This window comes from Hominiventricola aquisgranensis (genome assembly GCF_040096225.1).
Lineage (GTDB): Bacteria > Bacillota > Clostridia > Lachnospirales > Lachnospiraceae > Hominiventricola > Hominiventricola aquisgranensis.
The window spans coordinates 1-20,570 of record NZ_JBBMFC010000026.1 but is presented as its reverse complement, the minus strand read 5'-3'; the positions used below and the strand labels follow the sequence as shown (position 1 = coordinate 20,570).

Annotated in this window: 20 protein-coding genes; 19 read left to right on the top strand and 1 reads right to left on the bottom strand. The window is 44.8% G+C overall.

Annotated elements, in window-relative coordinates; all coding sequences use genetic code 11:
- The first annotated feature begins 34 nt into the window (after positions 1 to 34).
- From WMO62_RS13010 to WMO62_RS12990, 5 genes are all read left to right on the top strand, one after another.
- Positions 35 to 1,120: a PucR family transcriptional regulator gene (locus WMO62_RS13010; protein WP_118438239.1), complete on the top strand. Its 1,086-nt coding sequence runs from the start codon at positions 35 to 37 to the stop codon at positions 1,118 to 1,120.
- The gene (locus WMO62_RS13005) at positions 1,117 to 1,596 is read left to right on the top strand and encodes a PTS sugar transporter subunit IIB (RefSeq protein WP_118510204.1); all 480 of its coding nucleotides are present in this window, start codon (positions 1,117 to 1,119) and stop codon (positions 1,594 to 1,596) included. The genes WMO62_RS13010 and WMO62_RS13005 overlap by 4 nt, the downstream gene beginning before the upstream one ends.
- Before the next feature lie 15 nt (positions 1,597 to 1,611).
- Positions 1,612 to 2,514, top strand: coding sequence for a hypothetical protein (locus WMO62_RS13000; protein WP_349144903.1), 903 nt, complete (start codon positions 1,612 to 1,614; stop codon positions 2,512 to 2,514).
- A 213-nt stretch (positions 2,515 to 2,727) separates the two neighbouring features.
- Entirely contained in the window at positions 2,728 to 4,644 is a 1,917-nt protein-coding gene (glgB, locus tag WMO62_RS12995) for a 1,4-alpha-glucan branching protein GlgB (protein WP_147600985.1), read from the top strand.
- A gap of 112 nt (positions 4,645 to 4,756) precedes the next feature.
- On the top strand, positions 4,757 to 5,068 hold the full coding sequence (locus WMO62_RS12990) for a hypothetical protein (RefSeq protein ID WP_349144902.1): 312 nt from the start codon (positions 4,757 to 4,759) through the stop codon (positions 5,066 to 5,068).
- Between the two features lie 91 nt (positions 5,069 to 5,159).
- On the opposite strand, the gene WMO62_RS12985 is transcribed toward WMO62_RS12990, so the two are convergent.
- Positions 5,160 to 5,942, bottom strand: coding sequence for an O-fucosyltransferase family protein (locus WMO62_RS12985; RefSeq protein ID WP_349144901.1), 783 nt, complete (start codon positions 5,940 to 5,942; stop codon positions 5,160 to 5,162).
- An 80-nt stretch (positions 5,943 to 6,022) separates the two neighbouring features.
- Here WMO62_RS12985 and WMO62_RS12980 point away from each other — a divergent pair, with 80 nt between their 5' ends.
- From WMO62_RS12980 to WMO62_RS12915, 14 genes are all read left to right on the top strand, one after another.
- Positions 6,023 to 7,234 (top strand): glycosyltransferase, encoded by a 1,212-nt coding sequence (locus tag WMO62_RS12980; protein ID WP_349144900.1) that lies wholly within the window; start codon positions 6,023 to 6,025, stop codon positions 7,232 to 7,234.
- Positions 7,235 to 7,990 carry a glycosyltransferase family 2 protein gene (locus WMO62_RS12975; RefSeq protein ID WP_349144899.1) on the top strand — a complete coding sequence of 252 codons (756 nt, stop codon included), beginning with the start codon at positions 7,235 to 7,237 and terminating at the stop codon, positions 7,988 to 7,990.
- A 58-nt stretch (positions 7,991 to 8,048) separates the two neighbouring features.
- Positions 8,049 to 8,738 (top strand): glycosyltransferase family 2 protein, encoded by a 690-nt coding sequence (locus tag WMO62_RS12970; RefSeq protein ID WP_117500060.1) that lies wholly within the window; start codon positions 8,049 to 8,051, stop codon positions 8,736 to 8,738.
- 5 nt (positions 8,739 to 8,743) lie between these two features.
- The gene (locus WMO62_RS12965) at positions 8,744 to 9,148 is read left to right on the top strand and encodes a DUF2304 domain-containing protein (RefSeq protein ID WP_349144898.1); all 405 of its coding nucleotides are present in this window, start codon (positions 8,744 to 8,746) and stop codon (positions 9,146 to 9,148) included.
- Positions 9,117 to 9,974: a dTDP-4-dehydrorhamnose reductase gene (rfbD, locus tag WMO62_RS12960; protein ID WP_117500061.1), complete on the top strand. Its 858-nt coding sequence runs from the start codon at positions 9,117 to 9,119 to the stop codon at positions 9,972 to 9,974. Before WMO62_RS12965 ends, rfbD begins: the two co-directional genes overlap by 32 nt.
- 11 nt (positions 9,975 to 9,985) lie before the next feature.
- Positions 9,986 to 10,942, top strand: coding sequence for a glycosyltransferase family 2 protein (locus WMO62_RS12955; protein ID WP_117500062.1), 957 nt, complete (start codon positions 9,986 to 9,988; stop codon positions 10,940 to 10,942).
- A 75-nt stretch (positions 10,943 to 11,017) separates the two neighbouring features.
- Complete coding sequence (locus WMO62_RS12950; protein WP_349144897.1) at positions 11,018 to 12,205, top strand: putative hexosyltransferase; 1,188 nt, start codon at positions 11,018 to 11,020, stop codon at positions 12,203 to 12,205.
- On the top strand, positions 12,202 to 13,296 hold the full coding sequence (locus tag WMO62_RS12945) for a hypothetical protein (RefSeq protein ID WP_349144896.1): 1,095 nt from the start codon (positions 12,202 to 12,204) through the stop codon (positions 13,294 to 13,296). Before WMO62_RS12950 ends, WMO62_RS12945 begins: the two co-directional genes overlap by 4 nt.
- A complete protein-coding gene (locus WMO62_RS12940) occupies positions 13,188 to 14,408 on the top strand; it encodes an acyltransferase family protein (RefSeq protein WP_349144914.1) in 1,221 nt (406 codons plus the stop codon). Before WMO62_RS12945 ends, WMO62_RS12940 begins: the two co-directional genes overlap by 109 nt.
- Positions 14,409 to 14,469: 61 nt before the next feature.
- Complete coding sequence (locus tag WMO62_RS12935; protein WP_349144895.1) at positions 14,470 to 15,483, top strand: acyltransferase family protein; 1,014 nt, start codon at positions 14,470 to 14,472, stop codon at positions 15,481 to 15,483.
- 172 nt (positions 15,484 to 15,655) lie between these two features.
- On the top strand, positions 15,656 to 16,513 hold the full coding sequence (locus tag WMO62_RS12930; RefSeq protein WP_349144894.1) for a MurR/RpiR family transcriptional regulator: 858 nt from the start codon (positions 15,656 to 15,658) through the stop codon (positions 16,511 to 16,513).
- Between the two features lie 49 nt (positions 16,514 to 16,562).
- The gene (locus tag WMO62_RS12925; RefSeq protein WP_349144893.1) at positions 16,563 to 18,086 is read left to right on the top strand and encodes an FGGY-family carbohydrate kinase; all 1,524 of its coding nucleotides are present in this window, start codon (positions 16,563 to 16,565) and stop codon (positions 18,084 to 18,086) included.
- Between the two features lie 124 nt (positions 18,087 to 18,210).
- Entirely contained in the window at positions 18,211 to 19,563 is a 1,353-nt protein-coding gene (locus WMO62_RS12920; protein WP_349144892.1) for a GntP family permease, read from the top strand.
- 29 nt (positions 19,564 to 19,592) lie between these two features.
- Complete coding sequence (locus WMO62_RS12915; RefSeq protein ID WP_349144891.1) at positions 19,593 to 20,435, top strand: class I fructose-bisphosphate aldolase; 843 nt, start codon at positions 19,593 to 19,595, stop codon at positions 20,433 to 20,435.
- Positions 20,436 to 20,570: the final 135 nt, after the last annotated feature.

The window sequence follows — 20,570 nt, the reverse complement described above, 5'->3', positions numbered from 1 at the left end:
GATTTAAGACCGACGCCCGTACAGAGGGCAAAACATGATAATTGACAGTGTTTTTCAGGAATTTATTAAAGTAGTACAGGAAAACAGAAATTACACGATCGGACTGGTGAACGGGGACGGAAAGGTAACGGCCTGCAGTGATGAGAACCTGATTGGTTCCGTGCAGAATGTAGATGCACCGGACAGTAATAATCTGTTTTACCGTATCCGGGTCAAAAATGTGGATTATGGCTGGCTCTGGCTGTATGGTAAGGATGAGAATCTGGAAATGATGGGGAATCTGATCAATGATTCCCTATCTATCCGACTTACCTATGAGATCACCCAGAATATGATGAAGTCCACATCCACAGATGATGACCAGCTTATGAAGCTGTTGTTGGATAATGATCTGTTTGACACAGATCAGATTCTTCAGCTTGCAGATCAGATTGGATTTGACAGAACCCGAAGCCGGGTGGCAATCTGCCTGTACAGTGAGAAGGGATTTGAGAGCAGAAAAGTATCCCGGATCAAGATGCTTCCCGAAGGGGATACGCTTCTGTGCTCACTTTTGAATAATTACATTCTTCTGATCTTCTATGCAGTCCCGGATGAAGTGGGACAGGAGGAAATCAGAGAGCAGGTAAAAAAATTTTTGAAGACACTTCAGGGAATGGAGCTGTCCGGAGATACCTGCTGGATAGGCTCCATTCAGCGTAAGTTGAAAAATTATAAAGAAAGTTATAACCACTGCCTGTGGCTCAGGGATAATGTAAAAAGAAAAAAGGGAGAAGCTGTCTTCTTCTTTGATTACCTGTATCCATATTTTCAGTCAAAGATCGGGATCCAGGATATTAAAGGGATCTTTGGATATTATTACGGAAGTAACAGCAAAGGACTGGATATCAAAGAACTGGTACGGATCGCAGATGCTCTGTATGAGAATAATTTCAATATTTCTCAGGCGGCAGAAAGTCTGTTCCTCCACAAAAACACCCTGATTTATAAGTTAAAAAAATATGAGGAAACATTTCAGATCGACATCAGAGGAGATTTCAAAGGTGGATTTTTGTTTATACTCATAGCTTCCATGATGAAAGAATATCAGAAGAGACAACAGGTAGGTGAAGATATATGAGTAAAAAAGTTTCTTTAGCACGAATAGATAAAAGGCTGCTTCATGCGACCGTAACATTGAACTGGGATCCATTTATCAGGGTTGATTATGTGGCAGTGGTAGGATCAGAATACAAAAATGATCCGTTTACAGCAAGCGTACTGCAGCTGTGTCTTCCCAGGACGATGAAAGTAAAGATCCTGAAGGAAGAGGAACTGATGGAGTTCCTTGAATTGAATGAAGGCCCCAAGGCCTACAGAGTGCTGGTGATCTTCAAGGATCTGGAGACTGCCAGAAAATGTGTGGAACTGGGATTTTGGGTAGAAGAGATCCAGCTGCCCTATCCAACCGTAGAAATCGTAGGAAAAAAGAAGCTTTCTTCCTATTTTAACAAAGAACAGATCGATGCGGTGCGTGAGATCCAGAATCATGGAATCAGGCTGTATTTTCAGACAATACCGTATCAGGCAAAGGATTATGCCAGCTTTGGCAACTAATACCGGAGGATATCGATGATAAAAGAAAAAGTAGAGGAAGTAGGAGTTCATTTTTCTACAAGAAGAAGCAAGAGAGATAAGTATCTGTTTGTGAACCGTCTGGCTGGAAAGCTTCAGGAAGCAGGGAGAACCTTACAGATCTTCCAGAAGAACCAGGAAAGTGGTGAAGGACGCCATCTGGTATCCGGCAAGATCGGAGGAGGATGGATCTTTGCAGCAGCTTATGATACAGGGACTAAGATGCTGAATCCGGCATATACGTATATGCCGCTGGATGGAAAGCATAATTTCCATCAGGAGATGCTCAATGTGGCAATTTATTCTATCTTAAGCCTGCTGGTGGCGGCAGGAGCTGTGTTTGTCAGTAAGGACTTTATGACTTATGGGCTGGGAATGAAGATTGGTGTTGTACTGCTTGATCTGATTGCAGTGTATCTGATTTTACGTTGGATGAAAAAGCCGGATAACCGTATGAACATGAATCGGAACAGTGGATCGGTAGCGATTCTCTATGATTGTGCAGAACAGTCCGGGAAAGGATGCTATGCATTTCTGGATCATGGCATCATGAACAATGCTGGATTCTTTGAATTTGCTACACAGGTACAGAATCAGCCGGTGATGGTGCTTGACTGTCTGTCAGACGGAGAAGAACTGTTTCTGGCATATAAAAAAGGCTGTGAGCACAAAGCAAAAGAGGCTGCTGCAGCATTTGATCTTTCCGTGCATCTGGTCCCGCTGACTGATGAAGAATATGAAAATACAGCGCTGGCAGAGTTCCAGAATGGATATCTGCTATGCTCCGGCAGCATGAAAGATAATAAGATCCTTGTAAAAGGTGCCCGCAGAAGTACGGATATTGAGATGGATCTTGGACGAATGGAGAAAATTGAGCAGGGAATCTTAAAGCTTTCCTGATTGAGAGGTAATAAGGAATCGACAGCTATCGATGCAGATAGCTGTCGTTTTTTTTGAAAAAGAGAAAAATTCAGGTGTGAACAAAATGAACTTGGTGAAAATAACTAGAAATTTTTGAAATGCTATGGGAATATACAGCAGAATGTGATAAAATAGCACTATCATTACAGAAAACCGGACTAATTTGCGGTTTCCGGTAAAAGGGGAAGGCATATGGAAAAAAAAGAAGAAAGACCCTGGTGTATGATCACAGAGATGGATCAGTATCTGTTTGGACAGGGAACCCATTATGAGATCTATAAAAAGCTGGGTGCACATCTGACTGAGTATGAAGGTGAAAAGGGTGTGTATTTTGCAGTCTGGGCACCTCATGCAAAAGGCGTGCGGGTGGTTGGCGAATTTAACTGCTGGGGCAGTGACGGATATCGGATGAACCGACTGGAACCGCTGGGAATCTATGAGGTATTTGTACCTGGTCTGGAAGAAGGCTGTATGTATAAATATCTGATCGAGACGGAAAAAGGGGATTATCTTTACAAGGCGGATCCATTTGCTTTTTATGCGGAAAAGCGTCCGGGAACGGCTTCACGTGTGGCGGATATCAGTGGATTTACCTGGCATGATGACCGCTGGATGACAAAGCGTGCGGGCTGGAATGCAGCAGAATCTCCCATGTCTATTTATGAGGTTCATCCAGGTTCCTGGAAGCGCCATCCTCATGAGGAGGACGAGGATGGATTCTATAATTATCGGGAACTGGCAGCAGAGCTGACAGAATATATTAAGAAAATGGGATACACCCACATCGAATTGATGGGAATCGCAGAGCATCCATTTGACGGATCCTGGGGTTATCAGGTGACAGGCTATTTTGCACCGACCTCCCGTTATGGAACGCCGGAAGATTTTCAGTACATGATCGACTATTTTCATAAGCATAATATTGGCGTGATCCTGGACTGGGTACCGGCTCATTTTCCACGTGATGCCCATGGACTTGCCAACTTTGACGGGGAAGCACTGTATGAGCATCCGGACAGCAGAAGAGGTGAGCATCCGGACTGGGGAACCAAGATCTTTAACTATGAAAAATCAGAGGTGAGAAATTTTCTCATTGCTAACGCCCTGTTCTGGCTGGGAGAGTATCATGTTGATGGGCTGCGTGTAGATGCGGTTGCTTCCATGTTGTATCTTGACTATGGAAAGCAGGACGGACAGTGGCTTCCGAACAAGTATGGCGGAAATGAAAACCTGGATGCTGTCTGGTTCTTCAAACACCTGAATTCCATCATTCATGGCCGGGGAGACGGCTCCATGATCATTGCGGAGGAGTCTACCGCATGGCCGGGTGTGACCAAAGACGTGGATGATGGCGGACTGGGCTTTACTTTTAAGTGGAATATGGGCTGGATGAATGATTTCCTGGAGTATATGAAGCTGGATCCATATTTCCGAAAAGATAACCATAACAAGATGACTTTCGCCATGAGCTACGCTTACAGTGAGAATTATATTCTGGTGTTGTCCCATGATGAGGTAGTGCATCTGAAATGCTCCATGCTGAATAAGATGCCAGGTTATCTGGATGATAAATTTGCAAATCTGAAGGCAGGCTATACTTTTATGTTCGGTCATCCGGGCAAGAAGCTTTTGTTCATGGGAAATGAGTTTGCGCAACTCCAGGAGTGGAGTGAGGCGAGAGAGTTGGACTGGTTCCTGTTAAAAGAGGACAGGCATCTGCATATGCAGAATTATGTACGGGCACTGCTTCAGCTATATAAAAAATATCGCTGTCTCTATGAGCTGGATGACAGTTGGGATGGTTTCCAGTGGATCAATGCGGATGACAGTTATCGAAGCATCTTCAGCTTTGTCCGTTACAGTAAGACCAAGCGAAAGAACCTGTTGTTTGTCATGAACTTTACACCTATGGAGAGACCGGATTACCGGGTGGGTGTGCCGAAAAAGAAGAAATATGAGCTGGTTCTGGACTCTGATGCAGAGGAATATGGCGGCAGCGGACGCAAGCGTGCAAAAGTGTACGATGCAAAGAAAGGAAGCTGTGATAATCAGAAATATTACGTAGAATATCCGCTGTCAGCATACGGAACTGCAGTCTTTGAGTTTTAATTCTTAGGTTTTTTATAATATTTTCTTAATAATTTGTTCACAGAATGGACACAAATTCGTTGTATTCTTTTTCTCGTACCAAAAAAAGAAGCCAACGAGGAGGAAGATTATTATGAAAAACAAATGGCTTGTATTATGTTGTGTTGGAATGCTGACTGCATTCGCTATGACTGGTTGCGGTTCTAAAGATGCTGCAGCTGAGACTACTACCGAGGCAACTGAGGAAGTAACCGAGGAGGCTACTGACGCTGAGGCAACTGAGGAAGCAACTGAAGAGGATGCTACCGCAGAGGAAGCTACCGAGGAAGACGCAACTGCTGAGGAAGCAACTGAAGAGGATGCAACTGCTGAGGAGAATACCGAGGCTGCTGCAGACGAGACTGCTACCGAGGATACCGAGGCTGAGGAGACTACTGCTCAGTAAGGATTATCTTACATATGACAAAAAAGACATTGGCCGTCTGGTCAATGTCTTTTTTATGTTATGCGTGCGCCCGGCGGCGTACCGCTTAGGATTATTCTCCTGCAATCACTTTTGGAATCTTATGCATATCTGCAGCAATATCCGTGAATGAACTGAAATAACTTCCGATGATCTTTCTGGTGGAAGCCAGACAGTAAAGATCCAGTAAAGCATCATGCATGCCGTCTACACTGTCTCGACGCAGACACCGGTCTTCGTTAGAGAGGATACGATCCGGAAATACTTCTCGCAGAGCAGCTTCTTCCTGCTTGTCATCAGTGGCAAGATAGAACATGGTGTCAGGGTCCGCTTCCAATTCTTTCTTCATAGAAGTGATAAAGGCATCCGTAGAGCTTTTTCCAATGGCTGGCTGATTGTCCGTACGGCGGATGTGGACACCCACACAGGAAGATCCAAACTTTGCAGTCATGGCATCGATCCGCGCCTGCAGCCGGTCTGTGGGGACAAACAGATGATAGTCTTCGGATGGATAGAACCACTCCCAGGTGAAGATATAGGTCTTGCCTGTGAGTGTAGCCACATAGGCTGGATCCAGGATACCATCTGCATTGCGGTGTGCCAGGATCTCATCGTTGGTCAGATAGTGGCGGGCCGTCTTCTGGTGAAACAGTTTCCGCGGATCTGCCACGGAGTGGATGCTGGTGATCTTAAACTCTTTCACAGGCTGAAACAGAGATTCAAACGGACAGTTAAGCTCTGCGTTACAATTCCAGAGGACTTTGAGCTGGTCATGGCGTTCGCGTGCCAGCCTCCAGCCGGAATTAATCACCCGCATTCTATTGCATAAACCGCCGGAAGGTTGTATGATTATCATTGAATTACCTCGCTTATACTATACTTATGAAAAAGTATAGCATAGATTTGAAAAGCGGGCAATGCGGCAAAGGAGAGAACATGAAGGTATTGCAGATCAGTACAGTGTGCGGAAGCGGAAGCGTGGGACGTATCACGGTGGATATTTACCATACACTGAAAAGCTGCGGTGATGAAGGGCTGATCGCCTATGGAAGACGACAGGCACCAGAAGGCGTGGAGGCATTCCGGTTTGGATCGGATCTTGATATGGGATTTCATGTATTGTCTACCTTTTTCCGCGGAGAGCATGGCTTTGCATCCACAGGGCAGACCAGAAAGCTCATTGAGAAGATCAGAGAATGGGATCCAGATGTGATCCATCTTCACAATATACATGGATTTATTTTGCAGGTGGAAGAATTGTTTTCTTATCTGAAGCAGGCAGGTAAGCCAGTGGTGTGGACCTTGCACGATTGCTGGCCCTATACGGGACACTGTGCATTTTATGATTATACAGGCTGCGACCAGTGGAAGACAGGCTGTAAACATTGTCGGGAATATCGGAAGACCTACCCATATGCGCTGTTCTGCAATCATACGGAGCAGAATTATGTGCGAAAGAAGGCTGCATTTACCGGCGTGAAGAATCTGACCATTGTCACACCTTCCCAGTGGCTGAAAGGTCAGGTGGAGCAGTCGTTCCTCAAGGACTATCCGGTGGTAGTGATTCCGAACGGTATTGATCAGAGTGTATTTCATCCGACGGACGGAACTGCCCTGAGGCAGAAGCTTGGACTGGAAGGCAAGTATGTGATCCTGGGTGTTGCCAATGTGTGGGAGCGCAGAAAAGGACTGCCTGCATTTTTAAAACTGGCAGAAAAGCTGCCGGCATCCATGCAGATCATCCTGATTGGACTCAGTAAAAAGCAATTGAAGAATCTGCCATCCAATGTGATGGGGCTGGAGCGTACGGAGAGTGCACAGGAGCTTGCAGACTATTATTCCATGGCGGATGTATTTGTGAATGCTACTCTGGAGGATAATTTTCCGACCACCAATCTGGAGGCATTGTCCTGCGGAACACCGGTGATCACCTATGAGACTGGAGGAAGTCCGGAGAGTCTTGATGAGAAGTGTGGACGGGTCGTGCCAAAGGGCGATGAAGCGGCACTGGAGCAGGCGATCAGAGAAGAGGCAGCCTGTCCAGGGACTACAGAAGACTGCTTACAAAGAGCAGCATATTATAAGAAACAGGATCGGTTTATGGACTATGTGAAACTGTATCACAGACTGACCGGTCAGGGGGAATAGATGAGTACAATGCCAAAAGTGTCGGTGGTGACGACCACATACAACGACATGGACAATCTTTGCCGCATTATGGAAGAAGTGCGGAAACAGACGTATAAAAATATTGAGCATATTATCGTGGACGGCGGTTCCACGGATGGAACCGTGGAGATGCTGACCCGATTATCAGAGGAACAGCCAGGAGCTTTCCGCTGGATCTCAGAACCGGACGATGGCATCTATGATGCCATCAATAAGGGGTTGAAGCTGTGTACCGGTGATATTATCGGCACCTGCTTTGATCATTTTGCAGATGAGACTGTGCTGGCGCGCATGGTGGAGATCATGGAGCTGGAAGGAACAGACGGTGTGCACGGGGACCTGTGCTATATGGATGGTGACCGGGTAGTGCGAAAGTGGCACCAGGGGCAGGGACATATCCGGAGCGGCTGGATGCCGGGACACCCGACTCTGTATCTTAGAAAAGAAGTCTATGATTTGTACGGATATTACCGGACCGATTATCGGATTTCCGGGGATTATGAATTTATGGTACGAATTTTATACAAAGATAAAGTAAAATTATCTTACATTCCGGAAGTGCTGGTGTACATGTCCCATGGCGGAACCAGCACCAACAGTCTGGGAGCCTATGTGGAATCCATGTTGGAAGGACACCGGGCATTGAAGGAAAATGGTGTGCATTTTGCATGGTTTACGGATCTTTGCAGAGTATTCCGGGTGCTGTCTCAGTTTGTGACCGCCCGCGGAGAGTGACAAACAAGTCAAAATGTGGTATGCTTAAAAGAAGCATGATATCAGGAGAACTGTTTTTATGAAAAAACTGGTCATTATTCCCGCTTTTAATGAAAGTGCAAGTATTGAGCGGGCAGTTGACGATATCCGGCAGAATGCGCCGGGATTTGATTATATAGTAATCAACGATTGTTCCACCGATGATACATTGGAAGTATGTCGGAAAAATGGAATCAAACATGTAAATCTGTCTGTTAACCTGGGAATCGGTGGTGCTGTGCAGACAGGCTATCTGTATGGATGCCAGAACGGCTATGATCTGGCGGTTCAGTTCGATGGAGACGGACAGCACGATGCGTCTTATCTGGAGCAGATGGCAGAGGAACTGGAGCGGACAGGCAGTGATATGGTCATTGGTTCCCGTTTTATTGAAAAGGAAGGATTTCAGTCATCGGGACTGCGCCGTGTGGGAATCCGCTATTTCTCAGTTCTGATCAAACTGATGACAGGAAAGCTGGTGACAGATCCCACTTCCGGTATGCGTATGGTGAACCGTCAGGTTATGGAGATCTACGCACAGAATTATCCGAAGGATTATCCGGAGCCGGAGAGTGTGATGGCGATCCTCAGAATGGGCAAGAAAGTCACGGAGCTTCCGGTAGTTATGAGAGAAAGGGAAGAGGGCAGCTCTTCTATCGCGGGATTTAAGTCAGCTTATTATATGATCAAGGTGACGCTGGCAATTCTGATGGAAAGACTTAGGAGGTAATTGCCATGATGACAGTAAAACTGCAGATCGTGGTCGGTCTGGCTATTTTATTTATATTGGCGATCCTGATCAATATGATCCGCCGCAGAAGTCTGGAACTGAAATATGCGTTGGTCTGGATGCTGGTTCTGACAGCATTGTTTGTATTTGACTGCGCCCCGGCTTTGTTAAATGTGGTGTCTGGATTCCTTGGAATCTACGCACCGGTAAATATGATATTTTTCCTGGGATTCTGTTTTTCCCTGCTCATTATCTTTTCACTGACGGTGGCATTGTCCCGCCTGTCCAACAGTGTGCGTACCCTGGATCAGATGGTGGCACTCAATGAGAAGAGATTACAGGACCTGGAACAAGAGTTGAAAAAGGAGAAAGCAAAACATGAAGAAGAAACTGATCATCACAGGATGTAACGGACAGCTGGGAAGAGCAATCAACAAGCAGCTGGCAGGTAATGAAGATTATGAGCTGGTAAATACCGATGTGGCTGAACTGGATATCACCGATATTGATAAAGTAATGGAGATGGCGCGGGAGGTAAAACCGTATGCGATCCTGAACTGTGCCGCATTTACCAATGTAAATGGCTGTGAGACCGCAGGAGATATCGTATGGAAGATCAATGCACTGGGACCGCGCAACTTAAGTATTGCGGCAACTGAGACCGGTGCCAAGATGATGCACATTTCCACAGATTATGTATTTAATGGAAATGGAACCAGACCGTACACCGAGTTCGATACTCCGGATCCGAAGAGTGCTTATGGTGTGACCAAGCTTGCCGGTGAGAAATTTGTTCAGCAGTTTGCAAAAGAGTTCTTCATCATCCGTACTGCATGGCTCTACGGCGATGGCAACAATTTTGTAAAGACGATGCTGAAGCTGTCTGAGACACATGACGAGGTAAGCGTTGTAAAGGATCAGCTGGGAACTCCGACCAGTGCTGCAGAACTGGCAAGAGCTATGGCATGGCTGCTTCCAACCGCGAACTATGGTATCTTCCATGGTACCTGCGAGGGTGATACCAACTGGGCAGATTTTACGGATGAGATCTTCCGTCTGGCTGGAAAGAAAACTAAAGTAAATCATATTACGACGGAAGAGTATGTGAAAAATAATCCGGCATCTGCGAACCGTCCGGCATATTCCATTCTGGATAACATGATGTTCCGCCTGACCGGTGAACACAGATTTGCTGACTGGCATGATGCAATTGAAGAGTACATCAAAGGAATGTAAGGAAGAGGATTATGGAGAGAGAAAAGAATCAGATCTTGTATCTTGTCATTCCCTGCTACAACGAGCAGGAGGTGCTTCCGGAGACATCAAGACGTCTCAAGGAAAAAATGGAAAGTCTGATGGACCGGAATATGATTTCCCGTGACAGCAAGATCATGTTTGTCAATGATGGTTCCAAAGACCGTACCTGGGAGATGATCGAGGAGCTGCATGATCAGGATCCGCTCTATCAGGGTGTGAAGCTGTCTCGTAACAGAGGACATCAGAATGCATTGCTGGGTGGACTTATGACTGCAAAGGAATACGCAGACATGGTGATATCCCTGGATGCGGACCTGCAGGATGATATTGATGTGATCGATCAGTTCGTAGAGAAATACTATGAGGGCTGTGACATTGTCTACGGTGTCCGCAGTGCCAGAACTACCGATACTTTCTTCAAACGGTTTACCGCAGAAGGATTTTATAAGATCATCAATCTGATGGGCGGCGAAGTGGTATTCAATCATGCAGATTATCGTCTCATGAGCAAGCGTGCCCTGAATGAACTGGCAAACTACAAGGAAGTGAATCTGTTCCTGCGTGGTATCGTGCCAATGATCGGCTTTAAGACCGATGTGGTTACTTATGAGAGACATGAGCGTCTGGCAGGAGAGTCCAAATATCCGCTGAAGAAGATGCTGGCACTGGCAGTGGATGGTATTACGTCTCTGTCCATCAAACCGATCCGTTTCATCGTGTTCCTGGGCTTTATGATCTTCATGTGCAGTATTCTGATGCTGATCTATTCCCTGGTACAGCATTTCCTTGGAAATACAAGCATTGGCTGGACATCCCTGATCGTATCCATCTGGGCTATTGGAGGGTTGCAGCTCCTGGCCATCGGTGTGATCGGAGAGTATATTGGCAAGATTTATCTGGAGACCAAAGAGCGTCCGAGATATATCATTGAAAAAGTTTTGAGATAAGGGAGATTTTACATGGATCAGTCTGTGAGAAACCTTCTAAATAAAAAAATGAAATTAGGCGGCCAGGAGCTGAACGTGTCAGACGTAGTGCTTCTGGCGGCAATTACGGTACTGGCTGTGTGGGTGCGCACAGCCGTCCGTTCTTTTGTGGCCCAGGACTGGACCGACTATTGGAGCCTGTGGCTTGAGGAGTTAAGAGCTGGCGGCTTCAAAGCCCTGGCAGGGAACTTCTATGATTATGCACCTCCAGTCATGTATCTTCTGTATCTGATCACACTTCTCCCCATCAATTCTATGACGGCATTTAAAGCTTTTTGCTGTATGCTTGATTTTGTGGGAGCAGGTCTGATAGGAAATATGGTGACAGACTGTACCGGAAGCAAGAAGCGGGGGATGCTGGCATATGGTGTATTCTTGTTTCTTCCGACGGTGATCCTCAATGCAGCAGTCTGGTCTCAGTGTGATATTATCTATACATTGTTGATCCTGGAATGTGTAAACTGTCTGATGAAAAATAAGAAATGGGCAGGTATGTGGTTCTATGGAGCTGCTTTTGCGGTGAAACTTCAGACCCTGTTTATCTTCCCGTTTCTGGTGATCCTCTGGGTACGGCGGAAAGTGGATCTGAAGCATTTTGTGACGATCCCGATCATGTATCTGGTTGGAATCTTTCCGGCATGGCTGGCAGGAAGACCCTTTATGGAACTGTTGGGAATCTATGCGTTCCAGGGAGGCAAAGACCGTTGGTCTTTATCCATTAAATTCCCGAATATTTACCAGATCATTGGAAATAATTTCTTCCTGGATGAGTATGTGAAGGCAGGCATGCTTCTGATCCTGGGAATACTTATGCTGGTCATGTGCTATATGGCCTATCAAAAGGTTCGGATAACGAAGGAGTTTGTGATCCTGCTGGTAGTGTTCTTCGGAATGCTGACCACCTATTTTATCCCGCATATGCATGAGCGGTATCTGTATCTGACCGATGCATTTCTGCTGATCTATACCTTGATCCGTGTCAGAAGATTCCCGCTGTTTGTGACAGCCTCCTTCCTGACTGTGGTGGGATATGGGCAGTATCTGACCAAGCAGGCACCGCTGGTGTCTTATGGGGCACTTGCATTTATCCAGCTGGCACTGCTGGTGCTGATCAGTCTGGATGTTTACCGGTATCTGCATGATCCGGCAAATGTGCTGGAGGGTGGAACTTTGGAATCTGACAGAATTGAGGGTGAACGGACAGAAGGGAGGGCAGGATTATGACAGGTTTTGATGATTTCCTGCGTACACTTCTCTTTCGGAAGTTCTGTGTTGGGAAAGTAAAATTTGATTTTATGGAAGCGCTTCTTGCTGTATGTATCACAGGGGTGGGATTCGCTCTTCGAACCGCATTCCCGGACAGTGGGATGCCTGATATGCGGATGCTCATGGAAGAATGGTATCTGGCAGTCTGCGCAGGCGTGCTGGTGAAGCGTATGACCGGACGTGTCAGAAGAGGACTCTATGCCTATGGAATCCTGATGATCCTTCCGACCATCGTTATGGATGGGACGATCATGGGAAGCAATGCCAGTATCGGTGCACTTATATGTATCTGTGCATTGTTTTATCTGGAAAGTGGAACCACGTGGATGTTCACGATCCTGGCAGGTGCACTGTTGCTGTGGAATGTCAAATATATAGGCCTTGCTCTTGTGGCAATGGTTTTGTGGAAATACAAAGGACTTCCTTTTGGACAGCTTTTCGTGTTACTTCTGACGGGAACAGCCAGATTTGTCTATAGCTTTCATGCCTGGTTCGGAGCCGGTTATACATTGACGACCTTTCACTGGGCCAACATCTATGAGATCGTCGGCCGGGAAGCCATGCAGGGACAGCTCTTTGATCCGGTGGCAACAGTTGGCTGTTTTGTGGCAGTGGGACTTCTGTTCCTTGGCGTGTGGGTGTTCTGCCAGGGAGAGTGGAAACTGACCCAGACAGTGGATGAGACTTCAGGAGATGTATCTGCCAGAAAAAATGGGGCAGAGATTCAGATGTTGCCCGTTCTTCGTCTGCTTCTGTTCTTCGGGTTGGCGGCCGGGTATTTTCTGCCTTATATGGATCAGACTTATGGTTATCTGTTCTGTGTGCTGGCAGTGATTCTGGTGCTGGTGGAGCCGAAGGAATTTCTTCTTGCGGCTGCACTGCAGATCGTAACGTTTGCCGGTTATCAGGAGTGCGTGAATGGCGAGTCTATGATGCCTATGTGGGTATTTGCAGTATTGCAGCTTCTGGTACTTATGTATCTGTGTGTGAAGCTTCTGAAGGAAGCGAAGGTGGTGGATCTGTGCGTACGGAAAAACTGGAATATTTAGACGGGCTCAAAGGAATCGGCTGTGTGGCCGTATTCCTGACCCATTTCGTCTATGCGTTTTATTATGGAATGTATCATTATGACCCGGCGGGCTGTCATCTGCCGGGAAAGATAGATATTGTCATCGGAAAATCCCCTCTGAATGTATTTTTTAATGGAAATACAGCGGTTCGACTGTTCCTGATCCTGAGCGGTTTTCTGCTGTGCAGAAGTTTCCTGATAACAGGAGATAAAAAGAGACTGGCTGCAAGTGCGAAAAAGAGATATCTTCGTCTGATGCCGACGGTTCTGGTGATCAATATTCTGATCTATCTGGCAATGAAGTTTGGACTCTATCAGAATACGGCTGCAGCGGTACTGGCAGGTTCAGAAGAATGGTTTGCCGGATTTAACAGTTTTTCACCATCATTTTTGAGCATGCTCAAAGAATCCTTGTACGGATGTTTCCTGTTTGGAACGAATGATTATAATGGCGTGCTGTGGACTCTGCAGATTCTGTTTTTAGGAGCGTACATTGACTATGCGTTGGCGGCGCTGACCGGTGGCAGACGTTTCCGTTGGATCGTGTATGCGATTGTGGCGGTTGTATTGTTGCGGACAGATTTTCTTGGTATTTTTCTTGGTTATGTGCTGTGTGACTTTATGTGCACGGACTGGAACTGGAAGCAGTGGCTGTGTGGTAACCGGATCTTAAACTGGCTCATGCTTGCAGTGGGACTTTATTTTATGTGTTATCCGTCTGCAGGTTTTGGCTACGAAGGAACTCTGTGGGGAATCCTTCCTTTCGTATTCGTGAATTATTATCATATCTTTGGCGTGCTCTGCTTCGTATTTGCAGTGTTAAACCTGAAGTCGGTGCAGGGGTTCTTATCAAAAAAGATTTTTTTGTATATGGGACGGATTTCCTATTCCCTGTACTTGATTCATTTTCTGGTGATTGCCACATTTGGATCCTGGTTTTTGCTGACTGTGGAGCCTTTGCTTGGATATAATCTGACTTGTCTGATCAATCTGGTACTGATCAGTGTCATTACCGTGGGATTGTCAGAACTGTCTGTTCGGTATGTGGAGCCCTTGAGTGGGAAGCTGACAGCATTATTAGATAAGCAGTAAGTTCTGTTGCAGATCCTGCTGCGTAAGATGGGTGAAAAAGAAAGAGGAGTTGCTTTCGGTGATGAGTAGAAATGCAGAACAAAAGAAACGATTGGAATGGCTGGATTTTGGAAAAGCCATGGGAATCCTGGTGGTGCTGGCTGTCCATGCAGGCTGCTCGCTGGGAGCCCTCACCTATTATGGCGGTATGTTCTATATGCCCATCTTTTTCTTCGCGGCGGGCTATACTTTTCGTAGAAAAGAAGGGGAGAGTTATGGCGCTTTTCTCTGGAAAAAAGCAAAGCGTCTTCTGATCCCGTATTTTGGAACCAGTGCTTTTCTATGGCTGTTTTTTTATCTGAAGGATTCCGTGCTGAGCGGCAATCCAGGAGATCTGAAGATACAGTCTCTTCTGGGAATCCTCTATTCACGGAATCAGATGTGGCAGAGCAGCTATACAGGAGAGAATCCAGTGCTCTTGAATCTTCTGAATTCTCCGTTGTGGTTTCTGACAGCTCTTTTTCTGGTCTATGCCTGGTATGGACTGATCAGTAAGAGCAGACGAAAGTATCAGTTGCTGATGGCAGGACTCATGGCATCAGTGATCTGGCATTATGTCACACCTCTCTTATTGCCCTGGAGTCTGGAAGCAGTTCCTTATTTTTCCTGCTTCTTTGCAGCAGGCGAAGCATTCCGACAGAGAGACGGAGCACAGAAGCTGGATCAGGATAAGCGGTTGTGGATCGGTTCTTTTAATGTATTTCTGCTGCTGGGCTTTGTATGCGGCAGTGTGAACTTATCCTGCGGTAACTATGGTGTCAGCATGCTGGCATATCTGCTGGTTGGAATCTCAGGATCCATCGTGATCCTCATGCTGGGTGCACTGGTGGAAGTGAAACTCCCCAAGGTATCCCATCTGATCAGCCTGGTTGGACAGCAGACGCTTCCGATCCTGTGCCTTCATATGTTTGTCTACATGTTTATCCAGGCAGGAGCGATGGTGCTGGGACTGCCTGAAGCGCTGCAAAAAGCGCTGATGGTGTTTGGAAGCATGGGAGTGCTGACGATTGTTGGAAAAATATGCCATATGAAGTGAAGACTGAAAATGATTTGATAGAAGAATATAGAATATTGAAAACCATCAGTTTGAAGTACTGGTGGTTTTTTTGAAATTAAATTACAGAATGAATTAAAATTTCAAAAATAAAGAAAAATATTGAAATTAAATTACAAATAAGATATAATAGGAAACACAGAGGAGATTATATATGAGTAAAGAGACAACAAGCTATAAAACAAGAGTTCAGTCAATGTTTCCTGAACTGAAGAAAAAGAATGATGAAAAAATAAGCAGGTATATAGAAGAAAATCCTAAAGAGATCATTCATATGACAGTTGCTGAAGCGTCGGAAGCATGTGGAGTCAGCGAAGCGGCAATGGTACGATATTCGCAGAAACTAGGATATAAAGGATATCAGGCGATGAAGATTAGTATCGCGCAGGAAGCGATTGCACCAGAGCAGCAGATATATGGTCAGTTAGCGAAAGATGATACGATAAAAACGATTGTAGATAAAATTATAGATTCAGATATTCAGGCATTGAAAAGCACAAGTGAAGTGTTAGACAGAAATGCAATCAATGATGCTGTAAATCTGATTTTGAACTGTAAAACATTGCTTTTCTATGGAATCGGTGGTTCAGGAAGCGTGGCATTGGATGGGCAGCACAAATTCCTGAAGATCGGATATCTGGCTTTGGCATATACAGACAGCAATTTGCAGGCTATGTCAGCATCTGTTCTGTCAGCCAATGATGTGGTGATTGCCATTTCGCATTCAGGGGCATCAAAAGATATTTTAACAGCGCTGCATCTGGCACATCAGGCAGGCGCAAAAACAATTGTGATTACAAACTATGCGAAATCGCCAATTTTGGAAGAGGCGGATATTGTTCTCAACACATTTTCAACAGAAACGACATTCAGTAGCGACGCACTGTCTTCGAGGATAGCCGAGCTGTCAATTATAGATATGTTATACATTGGTGTTTCATTTAAAAATTATGAAGCTTCCTATGAAAATATTATGAAGACGCGAAAAGCGCTGGATGAAACAAAAATATAAATGTTGAAGGGAGGGCAAACAATAATTTTATAAGAAAAGGAGGTATGGTATGTTTTGCGGACTTGATTTAGGAACATCAGGAGTAAAAGCGGCAGTTTTTGATGAAAAAGGAAAGCAAATGGCTTTTGCCAGAAGAGAATGTGATCTGATATTTCCGCACACGGGATGGGCAGAGTTGAATGCACGGGATTACTGGAATAAGATCAGAGAAGTTTTGAGAGAAGTCTCGGCAAAGATGAATGGAAATATTCAGGCAATCTCAATATCATCTCAGGCACAGGCAGTAGTTCCTATTACCAGAGAAGGTCAGCCACTCTACAATATTATCGTTACCATGGATAACAGAACTCTGAAACAGTACAGGTTCTGGAAAGATAATTTTGATGAATGGGAGATGTATCAAAAAACAGGAAATGCATTTTCAACGATCTATACATTGAATAAAATTATGTGGCATAAAGAAAATCTGCCGCAAGTATATGAAGATGCATGGAAATTCTGCTGTGTACCAGATTATGCAGGGTATTTGCTGACAGGGGAAAATCCGCTGATTGATTACTCTGTTGCTGGAAGAAGTATGATGCTGAGTCCGGACACGCTGATATGGAATGAAGAAGTGCTGGAACTGGCAGAAATTTCTAAAGAAAAACTTTCTACGCCGGTTTCTTCAACAACAATTCTTGGAAAGGTAAAAAAGGAGGTATGCAGGGAGTGCCAGTTATCTGAAGACTGCGTGGTAGTCGTAGGCGGACATGATCAGGCTTGTGGTGCAGTAGGAAGCGGTGTGTGCCGGGCAGGAATGCTGATGGATGCCTGCGGAACTGTGGATGCGATGCTGACAGTGTTGCCAAAGCTGGAAATAAACAGGAAAATGCTGAAGAATAATTTGCCTTGTTATCGACATGTTACCGATAGTAATTATATTACAATGGCAATTAATACAAATGGTGGATTATTTTTCAAGTGGTATAAAAAAACGTTTTATTCTTGTGAAGCTGGCATTTGTGAAAAAGAAGGAAGAGATATTTATACAGAGATTATCGAGCAGTGTTCTGATAAACCATCGGATATGTATATATTGCCACATATAGAAGGCGCAGGCACACCTTACAATGATCCGCAGTCGCTGGGTGCAGTGATTGGATTAAAGGCAAATTATACCAAAAAAGATATTTCAAGAGCGGTATTGGATTCACTTGCATATGAGATGAAGATTAATTTACTTGCGCTTGAAGAAAGTACGGAACAGCCAGTGGAGGAGATACGATTAATCGGAGGTGGAGCAAAAACTGCACGATGGTTACAGATAAAAGCAGATGTTTTCGGAAAAAAGATTACCACACTGCAGACAAATGAGGCTGCATCGTTGGGAGCAGCCATCATTGCAGCAGTAGGAACGGCATATTACAAAACGATAGAAGAGGCAACTGCTTGCATGGTTCACTCTAAAGATACATTTTTTCCAAATCTGGATATGTACAGGCAATACAGTGACAGATTTGAAGAATATAAATCAATCTATGGAGTGCTCAAACCCTTAAATCATCGAATATCAAACCGTTTAAATTTATGATAATTCTAGGTTCGCGGTTTGTCAAGCAATGGTTATCCAGGGGTACAATTTTTAAAATAAAGGGGATGGTATCAATGAAATACATTGATATCTGGTTTTGTGTACAAAAAAGGAGAAGTGAAATATGAGTGCAATGGTTTTATCGTTTAATCTGGCAATTTCGATAGCAATTATTCTTATTCTAGTTCTGAAGTTTAAGGTGAGTCCTGTCATTTCTATGGTCCTGGCAAGTTTGTATATGGGAATTTCGTGTCAGCTTGGACTCGGGGGAACTGTAGAATCTATTAATAATGGTTTTGGAAATCTGATGACAGGAATCGGTCTCCCCATTGGCTTTGGTATTATGATGGGACAGATCCTTGAAGATTCTGGAGCAGCAGAATCTCTTGCGAAATCTATCTTAAAAGCATTTCCAGGGAAAAAGGCACCGTGGGCATTGGGACTCACAGCATTTCTGTTGTCGATCCCGGTATTCTTTGATGTTACTTTTGTAATCCTGATTCCACTTGGAATTGCAGTGGCAAAAGAGACAAAGAGACCACTGGCATATTTTGCAGGAGCAATTGCAATTGGAGGTGTTAGCTCACAGACATTTGTTCCACCTACACCGAATCCGTTAGCCTCAGCAAGTATCTTGAATTTTGATCTGTCTTACATTATTGTTGCAGGAACGATTATTGGTTTACTGGCGGCGATCTTTGCAATGTTTGTATGGTTTAAAATGTTGGACAGACCTGGTTTTTGGAATCCGGAAAAAGATGAGACCGGTCTGCTGGATATGAATCAGGAAGTTGCTGTAAAAACAGATCTCCCGGCAGCATGGACTGCATTAGTACCGATTCTTCTTCCGGTACTGTGTATTTTAACCGGATCTTTCTGGCCGGTTGTCACTGGCAGTGAAGCACCGGCATTTGTAAGCTTTATTGCACAGAAAACAGTTGCTATTTTATTGGGACTTCTTGCAGCATATTTAATTTTTATCAAGAAAATGGGTTGGGCAGGCATCAGCGAATCTGTGACAGGTTCCCTGAAACAGGCAGGCGTTGTGCTTCTAATCACTGGAGCAGGCGGTTCTTTTGGAGCTGTTATTCAGGCAACAAAGATTGGTGATGTACTGGTTTCCGGTCTGTCCGAAGGTCAGTCCTCCACTCTGGTGATTCTTGGAATCACATTCCTGATTGGCGTATTGTTCAGAGTGGCACAGGGATCCGGTACGGTTGCATCAATTACTTCTATGACGATCATGGCATCAGTGGCAGCAACGGCACAATGCCATCCGGTATATATTGCAACTGCAGCACTGGCAGGAGGAAACTTTATTGGACATGTGAACGATTCTGGTTTCTGGGTAGTAACAAACCTTTCAGGCGCAAGTGTAACTGGCGGTTTGAAAACTTATACGTTTAATACAATTACATTGGCGGGAATGGCATTTATTCTTACATTGATCGCAGCAACTGTATTCCCGATGGTATAACAAAAAGACAAATAAAGGAGACGAAAGTTATGGCAATGTTAGGAAAAGCTGTTCGGATGAGCAGACTTGTGGATTCGAGTAGCAATAAAATGATGGCAATCACGGTGGATCATGCAATCTCCAGAGGAATTGCACCTATGAAGGGGATTCAGCCAATCCAGGAAACTATTGATAAAATTATTGCAGGACGTCCCAATGCGCTGACAATGACAAAGGGAATTGCAGAGCGGTGTATGTGGAATCATGTAGGAGAAGTATCTATTCTGATGAAATGCTCCAATTATTCACCTGTCGCACCGACAAAAGATGGTATATTTGGAAGTGTAGATGAAGCAATCCGAATGGGTGCTGATGCGGTTTCTATTGGGGCAATGACACTGGGAAATTTTCAGGAAGAGCAGTTTGAGACGATCGGCCGTTTTTCAGAGGAGTGTATGGAAAAAGGAATGCCTTTAATCGGACATATTTATCCAAAGGGTGAGTCTGTACCGGTAAATGAAAGAACCTCATGGGAAAATATCGCATACTGTGTGCGCAGTGCCTGTGAACTGGGAATGGATATAGTAAAAACTACATATACAGGTGATCCGGAATCCATGGCAAAAGTAATTTCCTGTGTTCCATCCTCGTTCAGAGTAGTAATACAGGGTGGAGATGCATGCAAAACACTGGATGATTACCTGCAGATGACCAGAGATGCGATGGACTGTGGAGTTGGTGGAGTGACTATGGGAAGATTTGTGTGGGATTACAAAGATGTAACGGCGCTGGTAATTGCACTTCGTTATATGATCCATAAAGGATATAGCGTCAAAGAGACAAAAGAACTGCTTGCACAAATTGAAAATGATAAAAATTACAGTGAATATTAAATAAAAAAGGCTGTTGCACAGCACCTTTTTTGTTGTGAGTGCTAATTCTGGATGTCGAAAAAAGGGGCTGTAAAATAAGTCCCTAATATAAGAAACGCCAATTCCGGCAAATGTCGGTTTTGGCGTTTCTTTGTA

Coding starts and splice junctions, on each gene's coding strand:
- WMO62_RS13010 (WP_118438239.1), top strand. CDS start 35: ATGATAATTGACAGTGTTTTTCAGGAATTTATTAAAGTAGTACAGGAA.
- WMO62_RS13005 (WP_118510204.1), top strand. CDS start 1,117: ATGAGTAAAAAAGTTTCTTTAGCACGAATAGATAAAAGGCTGCTTCAT.
- WMO62_RS13000 (WP_349144903.1), top strand. CDS start 1,612: ATGATAAAAGAAAAAGTAGAGGAAGTAGGAGTTCATTTTTCTACAAGA.
- glgB (WP_147600985.1), top strand. CDS start 2,728: ATGGAAAAAAAAGAAGAAAGACCCTGGTGTATGATCACAGAGATGGAT.
- WMO62_RS12990 (WP_349144902.1), top strand. CDS start 4,757: ATGAAAAACAAATGGCTTGTATTATGTTGTGTTGGAATGCTGACTGCA.
- WMO62_RS12985 (WP_349144901.1), bottom strand. CDS start 5,942: ATGATAATCATACAACCTTCCGGCGGTTTATGCAATAGAATGCGGGTG.
- WMO62_RS12980 (WP_349144900.1), top strand. CDS start 6,023: ATGAAGGTATTGCAGATCAGTACAGTGTGCGGAAGCGGAAGCGTGGGA.
- WMO62_RS12975 (WP_349144899.1), top strand. CDS start 7,235: ATGAGTACAATGCCAAAAGTGTCGGTGGTGACGACCACATACAACGAC.
- WMO62_RS12970 (WP_117500060.1), top strand. CDS start 8,049: ATGAAAAAACTGGTCATTATTCCCGCTTTTAATGAAAGTGCAAGTATT.
- WMO62_RS12965 (WP_349144898.1), top strand. CDS start 8,744: ATGATGACAGTAAAACTGCAGATCGTGGTCGGTCTGGCTATTTTATTT.
- rfbD (WP_117500061.1), top strand. CDS start 9,117: ATGAAGAAGAAACTGATCATCACAGGATGTAACGGACAGCTGGGAAGA.
- WMO62_RS12955 (WP_117500062.1), top strand. CDS start 9,986: ATGGAGAGAGAAAAGAATCAGATCTTGTATCTTGTCATTCCCTGCTAC.
- WMO62_RS12945 (WP_349144896.1), top strand. CDS start 12,202: ATGACAGGTTTTGATGATTTCCTGCGTACACTTCTCTTTCGGAAGTTC.
- WMO62_RS12935 (WP_349144895.1), top strand. CDS start 14,470: ATGAGTAGAAATGCAGAACAAAAGAAACGATTGGAATGGCTGGATTTT.
- WMO62_RS12930 (WP_349144894.1), top strand. CDS start 15,656: ATGAGTAAAGAGACAACAAGCTATAAAACAAGAGTTCAGTCAATGTTT.
- WMO62_RS12925 (WP_349144893.1), top strand. CDS start 16,563: ATGTTTTGCGGACTTGATTTAGGAACATCAGGAGTAAAAGCGGCAGTT.
- WMO62_RS12920 (WP_349144892.1), top strand. CDS start 18,211: ATGAGTGCAATGGTTTTATCGTTTAATCTGGCAATTTCGATAGCAATT.
- WMO62_RS12915 (WP_349144891.1), top strand. CDS start 19,593: ATGGCAATGTTAGGAAAAGCTGTTCGGATGAGCAGACTTGTGGATTCG.